Below are 15,173 nucleotides of genomic sequence, written 5' to 3'. Positions count from 1 at the left end.
GGTGACTGGCCGCGTTAAGCTATGCGTTGTTCGACCGCGGCAATACGCCGTCGCGTTAACTCTTCCCGCACCTCAATGCCTTTAAATCCTGCCTCGACCACCGCCTTAGAGGACACCGCCTGAGCCAGTGCAAACGCACGTCGCAGGTAATCGCCTTGCGGATAAGGCATGCTGGCAAGACCACCGCGTCCGCGGGCATCCGCTTCACTACACAGCGCCAGTTGGTTCACCCGTTCGGGTTTGCGCCAGGCATCAAGACGGTCAAATAACGCAACCAGAGATTCAGCAGGGCGCTGCTCAATGGTATGCATCATGTCGTGAAACTCCGTTACCAGCAGCGCTAAATCACGAATCGCATTGGGCACGCGTAAACGCTGGCACAGTGCGGCGACCAACGGAACGCCCGCCGCGCCATGCCCATGATGGCTGGGCCATTTCTCCACGGGGGTTAATGCCTTACCGACATCGTGGAACAGCGTCGCAAAACGCACGTCGATAGCGTCTGATAAGGCCGCTGACAGGGTTAAGGCCATCAATGTATGCACCCCGGTATCGATTTCAGGGTGCCATCTGGCGGGAGCGGGGACGCCGTACAGGTTATCGATTTCCGGAAACAGCACCCGTAAGGCACCGCAGTCACGCAGCACCTGGAAGTAGACCTGAGGATTATGCGAAGAGAGCGCTTTTTCCGTTTCTTTCCAGACGCGTTCGGCCGTGAGATCGGCCAGTTCGCCGCTCTCCGCCATTTGTTGCATCAGGGCCTGGGTTTCATCGGCAATGCGGAAGTTGAGATGGGCAAAGCGCGCGGCAAAGCGTGCAACGCGCAGCACGCGCAGGGGATCGTCACTAAAGGCATCGGACACGTGGCGCAGCTGACGGGCAGCGATATCCTGTTGCCCGTGATAGGGATCATAAAGCTCACCCTTCTCATCCTGGGCGATGGCGTTAATCGTCAAATCGCGCCGCTGTAAATCCTGCTCCAGGGTGACGTCCGGTGCCGACCAGGTGGTAAAACCGGTATAGCCTTTGCCGTTTTTCCGCTCGGTACGCGCCAGCGCGTACTCTTCCCGGCTGTCGGGATGCAGGAACACGGGGAAATCGCGGCCTACCTGCTGATAGCCTTGTTCCAGCATGGTTTCTGGCGTCGCGCCAACCACCACCCAGTCTTTGTCTTTAACCGGCAATTTCAACAGCGCATCACGTACCGCGCCGCCAACAAGAAAGGTCTTCACGCACAACTCCAGAGATAAATAAGTGAACTGCGCGTCCGGGGGCTTCCGGCACCTGAATCCAGACGGGCACAAACGCTATTGTTGCACAAATTCGGCATATTGCAGACAGGCCAAAAGGGGCATCTGGCGATCCCCTGATAGCGAGCTGTGGTGCAGACTAGTTCATCCAGCGATCGTTTTTCTTCCGGCGCGGCACCATATGCGGCAGCAGCAGACCGAGCAGCAGGCCCACACCGAGCACGCCGCCGCCATACATAAACCACTGCATGATGATCGTGCGCTGCTTGTCATCCAACTGAACGTTGGCGGCGCTGACTTTCTTCTGGGCCACAATCAGTTCGTTTTTAAGTTTCTGATTTTGCTCTTTTAAGCCGTTAATCACGCTGTCGCTGCTGGCAACTTTATTCTGCATTTCTGCCGTGCGCTGGTTCCAGCTGTTATCGATATTCGCTAACTTAGCCGTCAGGTCTTTCACCTGTTGCTCCAGCTGTGGAACCCGGGTGCGCAGGCTGGGGTTTTCACTCAGCTGCGACAGTGGGATCCAGACGGTACGGCCTTCGGCATCGCGCACCTGACCATATTTGGTGGCGTCATTGGTCTGCAGCAACTGGACTTGTTCACCGGCGTTCAGCTTGCCGAGCAGGCGAAACTGATCGCCAGGGCCGCTGCGAACCCAGGTGGATAATTCGTCAGAAACGTAACGTTTTTCATCAGCGTGAGCAGGTGCAAGGGTGCTGAGGGCCAGCAAAGTGATTCCAGTGAGTGTGATTTTTTTCATTAGATTTCGTTTTGCTTAAAATGAAGATAATTTACCGGCACAGTCTGTAGAGGCTTCGCATAAATCTGAATGAGAACTATCCTGGTCTCATGACAGTGCGAAAAGGGTAGCGAAAGCACAAAGAAAGCAGAGACAGCCCGGCTTCTGTGCATTACTCTTCGCCTGAAAACCCCTAACCTTCAGCTCAGTGGATGCAGCAGAAGATAACCTGAAACAGGTAGGGAATATATCCTCAAGTACCAGCGGCGTTAGTGAATAAAAAAATATGACCATCGAGATCGAGCTTAAGTTCATTGCTAAACCAAATGCTGCCGGGAAACTGGCAGAACGGCTGGCGGCATTCCCGCATCAGCATCAGGCTGCCCGTCAGCTGACCAATATCTATTTTGAAACCGACGATAACCAGTTACGTCGATGGAATATGGGATTACGCATTCGTGGCGTGGACCAGCGCTACGAAATGACGCTGAAAACCGCCGGCACAACGCTGGGCGGGCTACATCAGCGAGGCGAATACAACGTTGATCTGACCGAACCGACGCTGGACATCAGCCGTCTGCCAGCCGACATCTGGCCGGAAGGCACCGACGTTGCGGCATTACAACAGCGCCTGCAGCCGCTGTTCAGCACCCATTTTGAACGTGAGATCTGGGTGGTCACGGCGGGCAGCAGTGACGTCGAAATTGCCTGCGATCGGGGCGAAGTCACGGCGGGGGAGTTTAGTGAACCCTTATCAGAGGTTGAGCTTGAGTTAAAAGGCGGCCAGCGCAGCGAGATGCTGACGTTTGCCCGGCAGTTAATTGCCGTGGGCGATCTGCGAATGGGCAGCCTGAGCAAGGCTGCGCGTGGTTATCAGTTAGCGAAAGGCAATCCGCCGCGTGAGTTAAAACCCTTTCCGCTGTTAAAAGCGGGGCCGAAAGCCACGGTGGAAGAGGGCATGGTCGCAGCAATGGCGGCAGGTCTTGACCACTGGCAATATCATGAAGAAGTGTGGCTGCGTGGCAACAAGCGGGCCAGGGAAGCGGTGCGTGAGGCGCTGGATGTGCTGCGTCAGGCATTCGCGCTGTTTGGTGCGTTAGTGCCGCGCAAGGCCAGCAGCGAGCTGCGTCAGAAACTCACTACGCTGGAAGAGACGTTGTTGAACGAGGATGTTGACGCCGACAGCTTCTGTTTTTCTGCCCTCTCTGTTGAAACCCAGTTAGCACTTACTCACTGGTTAGCCGAGTCGCACTGGCGGCAGTGGATTGATGAAAAAGGGCTAACCAAGCTGAACGGCTCCTTTAAACGCTTTGGCGATATCATGCTGGGCCGCATCAATGCCGACCTGAAAGAAACCTTCAGCACCATTCACCAGACTAACGAGTATCAGGACAAGGCCACGCGTCTGGATCGGCAGTTGCTGGCGGTCCATTTACTGGCGGGCGCCTACTCGCCGGACGCAGTGCACGACTGGCTGGCACCGTGGCAGCAGCTGCAGCGCGCAATCAGGGAGCAGCAGCACGCCAGCCTGGATTGGTTAAAGGCCCAGGCCATGAAACAGCCACCATTTTGGCTAACCAGCGGCTCGCCACGCTGAGTCACACCGCACGCTATCAGGGAGAGAACATGTTGCCATCCTTACCCAACCTATTGCGCACGCAGGCCGCGCAGGCCGTCGAACAGCTCGGGCTTGCGGATTCCGCCCTGAGTGAGGCACAGCTTGCCGGTCTGGCGTTCAGCGACTTTGTGCTGGATAACCTGCAGCAGAATCCGGACTGGTGGCAAGCGATCGCCGCGCAGTCGCCTCAGGCCGACGAGTGGCAGCAGTATACGCAGTGGTTGGGCAGTGACATGGCAGCGGTGGACAGTGAAGCCAGCCTGATGCGCGTGCTGCGCCTGTTTCGTCGTCGCATGCTGGTTCGCATTGCCTGGATGCAGTGCTTACATCACGCCACGACAGAGCAGACGCTGCAACAGTTAAGCGTGTTAGCCGAGGTGCTGATCGACGCCGCGCGCGCCTGGGTTTATCAGGACTGCTGTCGCGAGTTTGGCACGCCCTGCAATGCCGCAGGTGAGCCACAGCCGCTGCTGATCCTCGGCATGGGTAAGCTGGGCGGCGGCGAGCTGAATTTCTCGTCGGATATCGACCTGATTTTTGCCTGGCCGGAAAACGGCACGACGCGCGGCGGTCGCCGTGAACTCGACAATGCGCAGTTTTTTACCCGCATGGGCCAGCGCCTGATTAAGGTGCTCGACCAGCCCACGGCGGACGGTTTTGTTTACCGGGTGGATATGCGTCTGCGTCCGTTTGGCGACAGCGGGCCGCTGGTCATGAGCTTTGCCGCTCTGGAAGATTATTACCAGGAGCAGGGCCGCGACTGGGAGCGGTACGCGATGGTGAAAGCCCGGCTAATGGGCGATGAGCAGGATCGCTGGAGCCAGGAGCTGCAGCAGATGCTGCGGCCCTTTGTTTATCGCCGTTACATCGATTTCAGCGTGATCCAGTCGTTGCGTAATATGAAAGCGATGATCTCGCGCGAAGTGCGCCGCCGTGGGCTGAAAAACAATATCAAGCTGGGGGCCGGTGGGATACGTGAAACGGAATTTATCGTGCAGGTGTTTCAGCTGATTCGTGGTGGACGTGAGCGCTCGCTTCAGCTCAGAGCCTTGTTACCCACGCTGTCGGCTATCGAATCCCTGGCATTGCTGCCACCTGAACAGGTCGCTGCACTGCGCGCTGCCTACCTGTTTCTACGCAGGCTGGAAAACCTGCTGCAAAGCCTGACAGATGAGCAAACGCAAACGCTGCCGGAAGAGGCATTACCGCGTGCCCGTCTGGCGTGGGCGATGCAGTGTGATGACTGGTCCATGCTGAGCGCACAGCTGGACACTCACATGGCCGCCGTGCGGGCCATTTTCGATGAGCTGATCGGGGAAGATACACCGGATGTTGGCGATCGGCCCGAACTGGCCGATTTCAATATGCTCTGGCAGGACAGCCTGGAGGACAGTGAGCTGGCGCCGCTGGTGCCGCAGCTGGATACCGCGCAGTGCCAGGCACTCAATCAGGCGCTGGAGGCGTTTCGCCAGGATATCAGCCGCCGTACCATCGGCCCGCGTGGTCGCCAGGCGCTGGATCAGCTCATGCCACGGCTGCTGAGTGAAGTGTGTTCGCGCAACGATGCCCCGGTGACCTTCAGCCGACTGGCACCGCTGCTGCTGAGCGTTCTGACCCGCAGCACCTATCTTGAACTGCTGACCGAGTACCCCGGTGCGTTACGTCACCTGATTCGCCTTTGTGCGGCCTCGCCGATGGTGGCAAGCCAGCTGGCGCGTTATCCCCTGCTACTGGATGAGCTTCTTGATCCCGCCACGCTGTATCAACCCACCGCCACCGATGCCTATCGTGATGAGCTACGTCAGTATCTGATGCGCATTCCCGCTGATGATGAAGAACAGCAGCTTGAAGCATTACGCCAGTTTAAACAGGCACAGCTGTTACGCATCGCGGCGGCAGACATTGCAGGCACGCTGCCGGTGATGAAAGTGAGCGATCACTTAACCTGGCTGGCCGAAGCCATCATTGAATCGGTGGTGCAACAGGCATGGAATATGATGGTACAGCGCTATGGCCGACCGTCACACCTTGTGCATGAACACGAACGGGGCTTCACGGTATTGGGCTACGGCAAGCTGGGTGGATGGGAACTGGGCTACAGCTCGGATCTCGATCTGGTTTTCCTGCATGACTGCCCGCTGGAAGCGGTTACGCAGGGAGAACGCAGCATCGACGGCCGTCAGTTTTATCTGCGGCTGGCGCAGCGCATCATGCATCTGTTCAGCACCCGCACCTCGTCCGGTATTTTGTACGAAGTAGATGCGCGACTGCGTCCGTCGGGGGCGGCTGGCATGTTGGTCAGCACCTTTGAAGCCTTCGACGACTACCAGCGCAATGAAGCCTGGACATGGGAGCATCAGGCGCTGGTTCGGGCCCGCGTGGTGTTCGGTGAACCCGCCTTGAGCGAGCGCTTTAGCGCTATTCGCCGTGCCATTCTCTGCCTGCCTCGCGACGCAACGGCGTTGCAAACCGACGTCAGAGAGATGCGTGACAAAATGCGCGCGCATCTGAGTAATAAGCATAAAGGCCGCTGGGAAATCAAAACCGACGAAGGCGGCATTACGGATATTGAGTTTATCGCGCAGTATCTGGTTCTGCGTTACGCGGCCGCGCAGCCCGCCTTAACGCGCTGGTCGGACAATGTGCGGATTTTTGAACTGATGGCCACCCATCAGAAAATGTCAGATGAGGAAGCGGCTGCGCTTACCCATGCTTATGTCACGCTGCGCGATGCGCTGCACCATCTGGCGCTTCAGGAGCAGCCGGGGCACGTTGAACCCGACGCATTCGCGCAGGAAAAACAGGCGGTGAACGGCAGCTGGCAGCGCTGGCTACAGTCACCACAATCTCTCACGGCGTGAGGCTGATAGCACCTGTCGCAACTGTGTTATCATCCGCGCACTATTTTGAATGCAGTCTGGAGTGTCTGGAATGAAAGTTACTCTGCCCGCGTTCGGCCAGGCCTCGGTGCTGGTCGTCGGCGATGTCATGTTGGATCGTTACTGGTACGGCCCCACCAGCCGTATTTCTCCTGAAGCCCCGGTTCCGGTGGTGAAAGTAGAAACCGTTGAAGAACGCCCAGGCGGCGCCGCTAACGTGGCAATGAACATTGCTGCGCTGGGTGCCGGTTCCCGCCTGATCGGACTCACCGGTGAAGACGATGCGGCTCAGGTACTGAGTAAAACGCTGAAAGATGTTCGTGTTGACTGCGATTTTGTCACGTTAAAAAGCCATCCCACTATTACCAAACTGCGTGTGCTTTCGCGCAATCAGCAGCTTATCCGCCTGGACTTTGAAGAAGGGTTTGAGCAGGTTGATGCCGCCCCGATGCACGAAAAAATGCGTCAGTCGCTGTCCCGCAGCGGTGCGGTGGTGCTGTCGGATTACGGCAAAGGCGCGCTGGACAGCGTTCAGCAAATGATCACGCTGGCACGCGAAGCGAATGTGCCCGTGCTGATCGACCCAAAAGGCACGGATTTTGCGCGCTACCGCGGTGCGACGCTGCTGACGCCCAACCTGTCTGAGTTTGAAGCCGTGGTCGGCAAGTGCAAAACAGAAAACGAGATTGTTGAGCGAGGTATGCAGCTCATCGCCGACTGCGACCTTTCCGCCCTGCTGGTCACCCGTTCTGAAAACGGTATGACGCTGCTCCAGCCCGGCAAGGCTCCGCTGCACCTGCCTACGCTGGCGCAGGAAGTTTTTGACGTTACCGGTGCCGGGGATACCGTGATTGGCGTGCTGGCCGCAGCATTAGCGGCCGGTGACTCGCTGGAAGAAGCCTGTTTCCTGGCTAACGCTGCCGCAGGCGTGGTAGTGGGCAAGCTCGGCACCTCGACCGTCAGTATCGTCGAACTGGAAAATGCGATTCGCGCGCGTCCTGAACGCGGCTTTGGCATCATGACCGAAGCTGAACTCAAAGACGCCGTTGCGATGGCACGTCAGCGCGGCGAAAAAGTGGTAATGACCAACGGTGTCTTCGACATCCTGCACGCCGGGCATGTTTCGTACCTTGCTAATGCGCGCAAACTGGGCGATCGCCTGATTGTCGCGGTAAACAGCGATGCGTCCACTAAGCGCCTGAAAGGCGACAGCCGTCCGGTGAACCCGCAGGAAAACCGCATGATTGTGCTGGGTGCGCTGGAAGCGGTGGATTGGGTGGTGCTGTTTGAAGAAGACACGCCTCAGCGTCTGATCGCCAGCGTGCTGCCCGATCTGTTAGTGAAGGGCGGAGATTACAAACCTGAAGATATCGCGGGCAGTAAAGAAGTCTGGGCAAATGGCGGTGACGTACGCGTGCTCAATTTTGAAGATGGTATCTCGACCACCAACATCATCAAAACCATTCGCGGCGACTGAATGATGATGGCGGGAGCCTGCGCGCCCGCCATCCCTTTATTTAGCGGTCTTGTCAGCAGGGTTGGCTGCCGGAACGATTGCCGGTGCCGGGCCGGGTGTGCTGGTGGCAGTGGGCGCGGCAGAAGCCGAACTCTTGCTTTCCAGCTGAGACAGACGTTGCTCCAGCGCCGCCAGTTTTTCCCGCGTACGCAGTAACACCTGAGTCTGTACATCAAACTCTTCACGGTTGACCAGATCCATGCGGGTCATTTGTGCCTGCAGCGTCTGCCGGATTTTCTTCTCGACATCATCGCCAAATTCACGAACTCCCTTCGGCAGCGCGTCATGAACCTGACGGGCCATTTGTTCAATTTTTTTCGTGTCGATCATGATGGTTTCCTGATTACGGGTTGCTATGGCAGCATTTTACCAACGCTATGGTGACTTAAGTGTAATGCCTGAATTGAAAAGGTTAAACCTGAAATCCTTAGCGCAAAAAATGCTAAAGCAATAATGGCTTTCTGCATTGCCGCCCCGAATGGGAAGCGTTATAGTTAAAACGCTTATTCTCAGGGCGGGGCGAAATTCCCCACCGGCGGTAAATCAGCCCAGGCTGACAGCCCGCGAGCGCTTCACTCTCATGGTGAAGGTCAGCAGATCCGGTGAAATTCCGGGGCCGACGGTTAAAGTCCGGATGGGAGAGGGTAACGACATTTGTCAGGCATTATGTCTGTTTTGCGTCATTGCTACGTCTTTAAGGCGTCACTCCTAAGCTTGCCCTGATTCTGGTAACCCAATACATTTATAAGGTTTTATTACCATGAATCAGACTCTACTTTCTGAATTTGGCACGCCGAAACAGCGTGTAGAACGTGCTATCGCAGCGCTACGCGAAGGTCGCGGTGTGATGGTGCTCGACGATGAAGATCGTGAAAACGAAGGCGATATGATTTTCGCCGCTGAAACCATGACCGTCGAGCAGATGGCGCTCACCATTCGCCACGGCAGCGGCATCGTTTGTCTTTGCCTGACCGAAGAACGCCGCCAGCAGCTGGCGTTGCCGATGATGGTGGAAAACAATACCAGCGCCTACGGCACGGGTTTTACCGTCACCATCGAAGCGGCGAAAGGCGTTACCACAGGTGTTTCCGCCCAGGATCGTCTCACTACTATTCGCACCGCGATTGCCGATAACGCTAAGCCAGAAGACTTAAACCGTCCTGGCCACGTTTTCCCGCTCCGTGCACACGATGGCGGCGTTCTGGCCCGTGGCGGTCATACGGAAGCGACCATTGATCTCGTTACGCTGGCGGGCTTTAAACCTGCAGGCGTGTTGTGTGAACTGACGAATGACGACGGCTCGATGGCCCATGCGCCTGAAGTCATCGTCTTCGCGAAACAACATGCTATGCCGGTGGTTACCATCGAAGACCTGGTCGCCTATCGTCGCGAGCATGAAACGCGTCAGGCCAGCTAAGCGTTTTCTCATCAGGCCAGATATTCTGGCCTGATTGTTTCACCTGGCACCGCCCGTTTTCCCCTCTGTTTTACCCCTCCATATTGTTCAAAATTCCTGAAAGACAACATCATGCTTATCCGCGTGATAACGTCTGCAAACAGCGTATCGTAGTGTTCATTGAGTGAACATATTAAGGATCGCTATGAACCAGGTACGTATGCCGGCACTGTTTTTGGGACACGGCAGCCCGATGAACGCACTTGAAGAAAACCGCTACACCGAAGCCTGGCGTCAAGCCGGTGCCACGCTGCCACGACCACGGGCGATCCTGGCCATTTCGGCTCACTGGTACACCCAGGGAACGGCGGTCACCGCGATGGAGAAGCCGCGCACCATCCATGATTTTGGCGGTTTTCCGCAGGCGCTTTTTGATACCCGCTATCCCGCGCCGGGTTCGCCTGAGCTGGCAAACGAAATCGCTGAGATTTTATCGCCTGTGCCGGTTTATCAGGACCATGCATGGGGATTCGATCACGGCTCGTGGGGCGTACTCATTAAAATGTATCCTGAGGCGGATATTCCGGTAGTCCAGCTTAGTATCGACAGCGGCAAGCCTGCGGCCTGGCATTTTGAGATGGGCAAAAAGCTGTCTGAACTGCGCGATCGCGGTGTCATGATCGTCGCCAGCGGCAATGTCGTGCACAACCTGCGTAAGGTTCTGTGGGGCGGCGGAAACGCTTATGACTGGGCGACCGGATTCAACGACTATGTGCGCGATAATCTGGCGGTTCAGGCCGAGGCGGATGCACATCCGCTGGTGAACTTTATGCAGCATCCGGATGCGACGTTATCCAACCCGACGCCGGAACACTTCCTGCCGCTGCTGTATGTGCTGGGATCTCGCCATGCAGACGAGGCCGTCACCGTCCCTGTCGAAGGCATGGAAATGGGCGCTATCAGTATGTTGTCGGTGCAGGTCGGCTAGTGTGAAAACAGGCCAGCGTGCTGGCCTGGATAAGAACAGTTAATCGATGAACGCGTGCGGATAAAAACGCGAAAGATCCTGGGTGATCAGGTCGCGATCTTCACGCAGGCCAATGCCTGCAGGCTGATCGTCTATCAACCAGCTGCCAATCAGGGTGTAGCTGTCACCAAATTTCGGCAGAGGGTGAAACTGCTGGACGATCATGCCTTCTTCGCCGTAAGGACCGTCCACACGGGCGATCTCTTTGCCGTTTTCCACAATACGAATATTGGCACCTTCGCGCGAGAACAGCGGTTTGACGACGTACTTGTCCATCGGTGGCACATCGTCTTCGGCAAACCAGGCGGGCAACAGGTTGGGGTGATTCGGGAACATCTCCCACAGCAGAGGCAGCAACGCTTTGTTTGACAGGATGCTTTTCCAGGCAGGTTCCAGCCAGCGTACGCCCGCATCGGCCAGTTTGGTAGAAAACATCTCGCGCAGCATAAATTCCCACGGATAAAGCTTGAACAGATTGCTGATGACCTGATCCTGGGCATCCGTAAACTGGCCTTTCTCCCCCAGCCCTATCTCATCGATGTAGAGAAACTCGCTCGGTAGTCCGGCTTCCGTGGCACAGTCCTGCAAGTATTGCACTGTGCCGCGATCTTCATCGGTATCACGGCAGCAGGCGAAATGCAGCCAGTTAAACCCCTGTTGCTGATGAAGCACCGTAAAGCGGTCGATGAGTTTCTCTTGCAGGCTGTTGAACTGATCGCTGCCTTGCGGCAGCTGTCCAGCGTTGAGCTGATCTTCCAGCCACAGCCACTGAAAAAACGCCGCTTCATACAGCGACGTGGGCGTGTCGGCATTGTTTTCCAGCAGTTTGGCATCGCTTTTGCCGTCCCAGGCAAGGTCAAGGCGCGAGTAAAGCGAAGGCTGACGCTGTTGCCATGAGTCGCGCACGAAGTCCCAGGTGTGCTTAGGGATGCGGAATTTGGTGAGCAGCGCTTCGCTGTTCACCACTTTTTCCACCACCTGCAGGCACATCTGATGAAGCTCGGCGGTGACGTCCTCAAGATAATCAATCTGCGCCAGCGTGAACTGATAGTAAGCATCTTCACACCAGTAAGGCTCACCGTGCATGGTGTGAAAACGAAAACCAAACTCCGTGGCTTTTTCCCGCCAGCCCGGGCGCTCTGAAATCGCGATGCGTTGCATAAACGGGGTTAGCCTCCCAGCGAACGATTAGAGGTGCCGGTGGCACTGCTACGCTGCATACTGTTTTGCTTCGCGACCGTTTCACCAAAGCCACCGCGCGTGATGGTTGAGGTCGTGGTCGGCTTAGGCGCCATGGCGGTTTTAGGAACCGTCATGGTTTTACCGGAAGTGGCGTTACCGTAGTTACGGCCGGAAGCATCGACAAACTGACCATTAGCCGGGCTGTTTGGCGTTTTAGGTGAGAACAGCGGCTGCTGCGCAAAACCTGCTCCGCCGCCCATCATGCGGCCCATCATATAGCCCGCCATCAATGGCATCCAGAAGCTGCCGCTTTGCTGCGACTCGGCGTTAGTGCTGCCCACGCCCGCCTGAGCAGGTGCCTGCTGACACTGGTTTTCACCAAATTCCGCCACACAGTCTTCACGCGTTGCGTATTTCGGTGCGGTGCGTTCAGCTTCTTTTTTCGCATTGTTAAACGCGGTGGTGCATTGCGCATTCTGGCCAGGGTTGGCTTTTGCGCAATCATCAGCGTTCTGATAAAGCGAGACGGTTTCGTCGTTTTGTTCACAACCTGCCAGCATAAATACCGCTGATACAGCGATAGCAACAGGCGTTAAGTGTCTTGCTTGCCAGCTCTTACGAAAGGCGGCATAGCGGATCGTTTTAGTCCGTTTCATTATAAATATCCTGTGCCCAAAGGTAGCGCATAGAATAGGGGATGAGTGGCGAGAAATGAAGCTAACGGCCAGGCAGGACGGGGATCTTTACTTAGTTATACGTTTTTAAGAGAAGCGGGCCGCAAAGCAGCCCGCAACCTGATTAGTGACCGAATGGATTACGGCTGCTCTTATGGGCCGCAGGGCGCACTGGCGCCGTGGCGGTTTCTGAAGAGGACGCGATATGATCGTCACCCAACACCTGCTGAACGTTTTGCGGCTGAACGGTTTCAGGTGACGTGGAGATCTCTTTGCCTAACTGGCTGTTGAGAATACCCAGACTCTGCTCGTTTAGCGTACCCAGCGCATAGCTGATGTTCAGCTGGTTAATCAGATAGCTGTAACGGGCATCTGACAACTGCTGTTTCGCGTTATACAGGGTTGAGGTGGCGTTCAGCACATCAACGATGGTACGCGTACCGACCTGATAACCGGCTTCCATTGCGTCTAATGAGCTTTGCGCAGAAACCACGGCTTGTTTGTAGGCCGCAATGCTGCTCGCTGACGCATTCACGTTGTTGTAAGAAGACCGCACCGTCTGGACAGCGGAACGGTGCGCCGCTTCCAACTGCTCGCTGGCGCTGACAAAGCTGTATTGCGCCTGTTTCACCTGCGAGGTCACGCTGCCGCCGCTGTAAAGCGGAAGCGTAAAGCTCAGGCCGACTTTACTGTTTCCGGTAATCGAGTCGGTTGAGTTTGCACTCTGTTCAGCGCGGCTTCCGCCGTACTTGCTGTTAGACAGGCCGGTTGAGGCAGTCAGATCGAGCGTTGGCAGGTGGCCTGACTCTGCAGAACGAATCTGCTCACGGGCTAAATCCTGATTCAGGCGAGCAGAAAGCAGATTAAGGTTACGGCTTTCTGCCTGCTTGAGCAGCGAGTTAACGTCATCAGGTTTGGTGGTTTTAAAGCGATCGATATTCAGCGAGGCCAGTGCCAGATAGTCCATGCCGGTGATCTGACGCAGGGACTCCACCGAGTTATCCAGGTTATTCCGCGCTGTCACTTCATTCGCCAGCACGCTGTCATACTGTGCGCGGGCGTTCTGCACGTCGGTAATCGCAACCAGGCCCACGTTGAAGCGCTGAGTGGTTTGATCCAGTTCGCGGTAGATGGACATCTTCTGCGCTTCGACGTAAGAAAGCGTATCAATGGCTTTCAACACGTTGAAATAGGCTGTAGCGGTATTCAGAATCAAATCCTGCTGAGCAACCTGATACGTGACGTCCTGAATACCGGCGGTTTTTTCCTGCAGAGTCAGCGCGCGCCATTTTGACATGTCAAAAATGGTTTGCGTCAATTGCAGTGTGCCACTGGTCGTGTTGGAATGAATACCGCTACTATCACGATAGCCATTTGCATAGCTATAGTCTGCACCCAAACCCAGCTGTGGTAATAAAGGGCTGCGCGCTTCGTTGATTTTCTCAAACGCAGCATCGCGAGTGGCAGCGGAACTCCGCAGATCCGGGTTGCTTAAACGCGCTTGTTGGTAAACCTGAAGCAGGTTTTCCGCCTGGCTGGCGACGCTGAAACCGCCCAGGCTCAGCCCAATAAATAATGGGAGCAGTTTTTTCATTTGCATTCCTTTTGTTGCAGCAAATCGCAATGATAGTGCCGCCGGTAAGCCAAAAATTATCGCAGATTCTAGCAGAGGGCAACTGTGAGATAAGGTGGCTGAACGTGCCATATTTGTGTGTTTCAGGTAAATAACTCAGTAATGACTGTTTGAATGGTGCCTGGGCTTGTGTTTTATCTGTGTCATCCCAATCTGCAAAAGGAACCCAATGATGAAGGACAATAAAACATCACCTGTGACTTTCACAAAAAATGATGTAGAAATTATTGCACGAGAAACAGCCTACGACGGTTTTTTTTCCATCGTTCGCTACCGCTTTCGTCACCGTCTGTTTAAGGGCGGGATGAGCGGGGAAGTGACCCGTGAAGTTTTTGAGCGCGGTCATGCTGCCGTACTGCTACCTTATGATCCCATCCGTGATGAAGTGGTGCTGATTGAACAGATCCGCATCCCGGCCTTTGACTGCAGCCCAACGCCGTGGCTACTGGAAATGATTGCGGGCATTATTGAGCAAGGTGAAACCCCGGAACAGGTAGGACGCCGTGAAGCCTTAGAAGAAGCCGGTCTGGACGTTGGCCGGGTGAAGCCCGTGTTGAACTATCTTGCCAGCCCCGGCGGCACCAGCGAACGTTTATCGGTGATGGTCGGTGAAGTGGATGCCAGTCTGGCAACAGGATGCCATGGTCTGGAGGAAGAGAATGAGGATATTCTCGTGCATGTGGTCAGCCGTGAACAGGCCTACCACTGGGTGGAACAGGGGATTATTGATAACGCGGCATCTGTCATCGCCTTGCAATGGCTGGCACTGCACCATAAAGAACTTCGAGAAGAGTGGACGCAAAAATGAAACAGCGCTATACCCCTGATTTCCCCGAGATGATGCGGCTGTGCGAGACCAATTTCGCCCAGTTACGCCGTCTGCTACCACGCGATGACGAGGCAGGCGCATCGGTGATCTATCAGGTAAGTGGCGCCCGCTATCAGTTAACGATTGAAGAATCCACCCGTTACACCACGCTGGTCGAAATTCGTCAGACGGTCCCGGCGGTGAGTTACTGGAGCCTGCCGTCGATGTCTGTCAGGCTGTATCATGACGCCATGGTCGCTGAAGTGTGTTCAACACAGCAGATCTATCGGTTTAAAGCGCGTTATGATTACCCGAATAAAAAGATGAATCAGCGTGATGAAAAACATCAAATCAATCAGTTCCTCGCTGACTGGTTACGCTACTGTCTGACGCATGGCGCGATGGCAGTACCGGTTTGCTGATACGTATAATGCATTGAATGGCGTAGAGA

The 15,173-nt window shown here is 55.7% G+C and carries 13 protein-coding genes and 1 riboswitch; of the genes, 7 read left to right on the top strand and 6 right to left on the bottom strand.

Annotation, left to right across the window (positions count from 1 at the left end; all coding sequences use genetic code 11):
* Positions 1 to 14 precede the first annotated feature (14 nt).
* A complete protein-coding gene (locus CMR03_RS14805; RefSeq protein ID WP_096011882.1) occupies positions 15 to 1,232 on the bottom strand; it encodes a multifunctional CCA addition/repair protein in 1,218 nt (405 codons plus the stop codon).
* A gap of 157 nt (positions 1,233 to 1,389) precedes the next feature.
* Entirely contained in the window at positions 1,390 to 2,010 is a 621-nt protein-coding gene (locus CMR03_RS14800) for a TIGR04211 family SH3 domain-containing protein (protein ID WP_063880972.1), read from the bottom strand.
* Between the two features lie 265 nt (positions 2,011 to 2,275).
* Between CMR03_RS14800 and CMR03_RS14795 the strand changes: the two genes are divergently transcribed.
* The 3 genes from CMR03_RS14795 (at position 2,276) to hldE (ending at position 7,963) form a co-directional block, all read left to right on the top strand.
* Positions 2,276 to 3,586, top strand: a complete 1,311-nt coding sequence (locus CMR03_RS14795) for a CYTH domain-containing protein (RefSeq protein WP_096011881.1) — start codon at positions 2,276 to 2,278, stop codon at positions 3,584 to 3,586.
* 29 nt (positions 3,587 to 3,615) lie between these two features.
* Positions 3,616 to 6,468, top strand: a complete 2,853-nt coding sequence (gene glnE, locus CMR03_RS14790) for a bifunctional [glutamate--ammonia ligase]-adenylyl-L-tyrosine phosphorylase/[glutamate--ammonia-ligase] adenylyltransferase (protein ID WP_096011880.1) — start codon at positions 3,616 to 3,618, stop codon at positions 6,466 to 6,468.
* 70 nt (positions 6,469 to 6,538) lie between these two features.
* The gene (gene hldE / locus CMR03_RS14785) at positions 6,539 to 7,963 is read left to right on the top strand and encodes a bifunctional D-glycero-beta-D-manno-heptose-7-phosphate kinase/D-glycero-beta-D-manno-heptose 1-phosphate adenylyltransferase HldE (RefSeq protein ID WP_063880969.1); all 1,425 of its coding nucleotides are present in this window, start codon (positions 6,539 to 6,541) and stop codon (positions 7,961 to 7,963) included.
* A gap of 36 nt (positions 7,964 to 7,999) precedes the next feature.
* On the opposite strand, the gene ubiK is transcribed toward hldE, so the two are convergent.
* On the bottom strand, positions 8,000 to 8,332 hold the full coding sequence (ubiK, locus tag CMR03_RS14780; protein WP_096011879.1) for a ubiquinone biosynthesis accessory factor UbiK: 333 nt from the start codon (positions 8,330 to 8,332) through the stop codon (positions 8,000 to 8,002).
* Positions 8,333 to 8,503: 171 nt separating this feature from the next.
* A riboswitch (FMN riboswitch) is annotated at positions 8,504 to 8,652 on the top strand.
* Positions 8,653 to 8,762: 110 nt separating this feature from the next.
* Between ubiK and ribB the strand changes: the two genes are divergently transcribed.
* Entirely contained in the window at positions 8,763 to 9,419 is a 657-nt protein-coding gene (ribB, locus tag CMR03_RS14775) for a 3,4-dihydroxy-2-butanone-4-phosphate synthase (RefSeq protein WP_063880967.1), read from the top strand.
* Between the two features lie 184 nt (positions 9,420 to 9,603).
* Positions 9,604 to 10,386 carry a 4,5-DOPA-extradiol-dioxygenase gene (gene ygiD, locus CMR03_RS14770; protein WP_096011878.1) on the top strand — a complete coding sequence of 261 codons (783 nt, stop codon included), beginning with the start codon at positions 9,604 to 9,606 and terminating at the stop codon, positions 10,384 to 10,386.
* 39 nt (positions 10,387 to 10,425) lie between these two features.
* Here ygiD and CMR03_RS14765 read toward each other — a convergent pair whose 3' ends face one another.
* The 3 genes from CMR03_RS14765 to tolC all read right to left on the bottom strand — a co-directional run bounded on the left by CMR03_RS14765 (position 10,426) and on the right by tolC (position 13,875).
* Positions 10,426 to 11,586: a glutathionylspermidine synthase family protein gene (locus tag CMR03_RS14765; protein WP_063880966.1), complete on the bottom strand. Its 1,161-nt coding sequence runs from the start codon at positions 11,584 to 11,586 to the stop codon at positions 10,426 to 10,428.
* 8 nt (positions 11,587 to 11,594) lie between these two features.
* A complete protein-coding gene (locus CMR03_RS14760; protein ID WP_063880965.1) occupies positions 11,595 to 12,263 on the bottom strand; it encodes a DUF1190 family protein in 669 nt (222 codons plus the stop codon).
* 142 nt (positions 12,264 to 12,405) lie between these two features.
* A complete protein-coding gene (gene tolC, locus CMR03_RS14755; protein ID WP_063880964.1) occupies positions 12,406 to 13,875 on the bottom strand; it encodes an outer membrane channel protein TolC in 1,470 nt (489 codons plus the stop codon).
* Between the two features lie 211 nt (positions 13,876 to 14,086).
* On the opposite strand from tolC, the gene nudF reads away from it, so the two are divergent.
* A complete protein-coding gene (gene nudF, locus CMR03_RS14750; RefSeq protein ID WP_096011877.1) occupies positions 14,087 to 14,722 on the top strand; it encodes an ADP-ribose diphosphatase in 636 nt (211 codons plus the stop codon).
* Positions 14,719 to 15,144 carry a DUF1249 family protein gene (locus tag CMR03_RS14745; RefSeq protein WP_063880962.1) on the top strand — a complete coding sequence of 142 codons (426 nt, stop codon included), beginning with the start codon at positions 14,719 to 14,721 and terminating at the stop codon, positions 15,142 to 15,144. Before nudF ends, CMR03_RS14745 begins: the two co-directional genes overlap by 4 nt.
* The last annotated feature ends 29 nt before the right edge of the window (positions 15,145 to 15,173 follow it).

This window comes from Pantoea allii (assembly GCF_002307475.1).
Lineage (GTDB): Bacteria > Pseudomonadota > Gammaproteobacteria > Enterobacterales > Enterobacteriaceae > Pantoea > Pantoea allii.
Note: the sequence above shows the minus strand (reverse complement) of the source record. Positions and strands in the feature narration are given on the sequence as shown.

Excerpts from the sequence above, each read along its gene's own strand:
- CMR03_RS14800 (WP_063880972.1), bottom strand. The coding sequence starts at position 2,010 with ATGAAAAAAATCACACTCACTGGAATCACTTTGCTGGCCCTCAGCACC.
- CMR03_RS14795 (WP_096011881.1), top strand. The coding sequence starts at position 2,276 with ATGACCATCGAGATCGAGCTTAAGTTCATTGCTAAACCAAATGCTGCC.
- glnE (WP_096011880.1), top strand. The coding sequence starts at position 3,616 with ATGTTGCCATCCTTACCCAACCTATTGCGCACGCAGGCCGCGCAGGCC.
- hldE (WP_063880969.1), top strand. The coding sequence starts at position 6,539 with ATGAAAGTTACTCTGCCCGCGTTCGGCCAGGCCTCGGTGCTGGTCGTC.
- ubiK (WP_096011879.1), bottom strand. The coding sequence starts at position 8,332 with ATGATCGACACGAAAAAAATTGAACAAATGGCCCGTCAGGTTCATGAC.
- ribB (WP_063880967.1), top strand. The coding sequence starts at position 8,763 with ATGAATCAGACTCTACTTTCTGAATTTGGCACGCCGAAACAGCGTGTA.
- ygiD (WP_096011878.1), top strand. The coding sequence starts at position 9,604 with ATGAACCAGGTACGTATGCCGGCACTGTTTTTGGGACACGGCAGCCCG.
- CMR03_RS14765 (WP_063880966.1), bottom strand. The coding sequence starts at position 11,586 with ATGCAACGCATCGCGATTTCAGAGCGCCCGGGCTGGCGGGAAAAAGCC.
- CMR03_RS14760 (WP_063880965.1), bottom strand. The coding sequence starts at position 12,263 with ATGAAACGGACTAAAACGATCCGCTATGCCGCCTTTCGTAAGAGCTGG.
- tolC (WP_063880964.1), bottom strand. The coding sequence starts at position 13,875 with ATGAAAAAACTGCTCCCATTATTTATTGGGCTGAGCCTGGGCGGTTTC.
- nudF (WP_096011877.1), top strand. The coding sequence starts at position 14,087 with ATGAAGGACAATAAAACATCACCTGTGACTTTCACAAAAAATGATGTA.
- CMR03_RS14745 (WP_063880962.1), top strand. The coding sequence starts at position 14,719 with ATGAAACAGCGCTATACCCCTGATTTCCCCGAGATGATGCGGCTGTGC.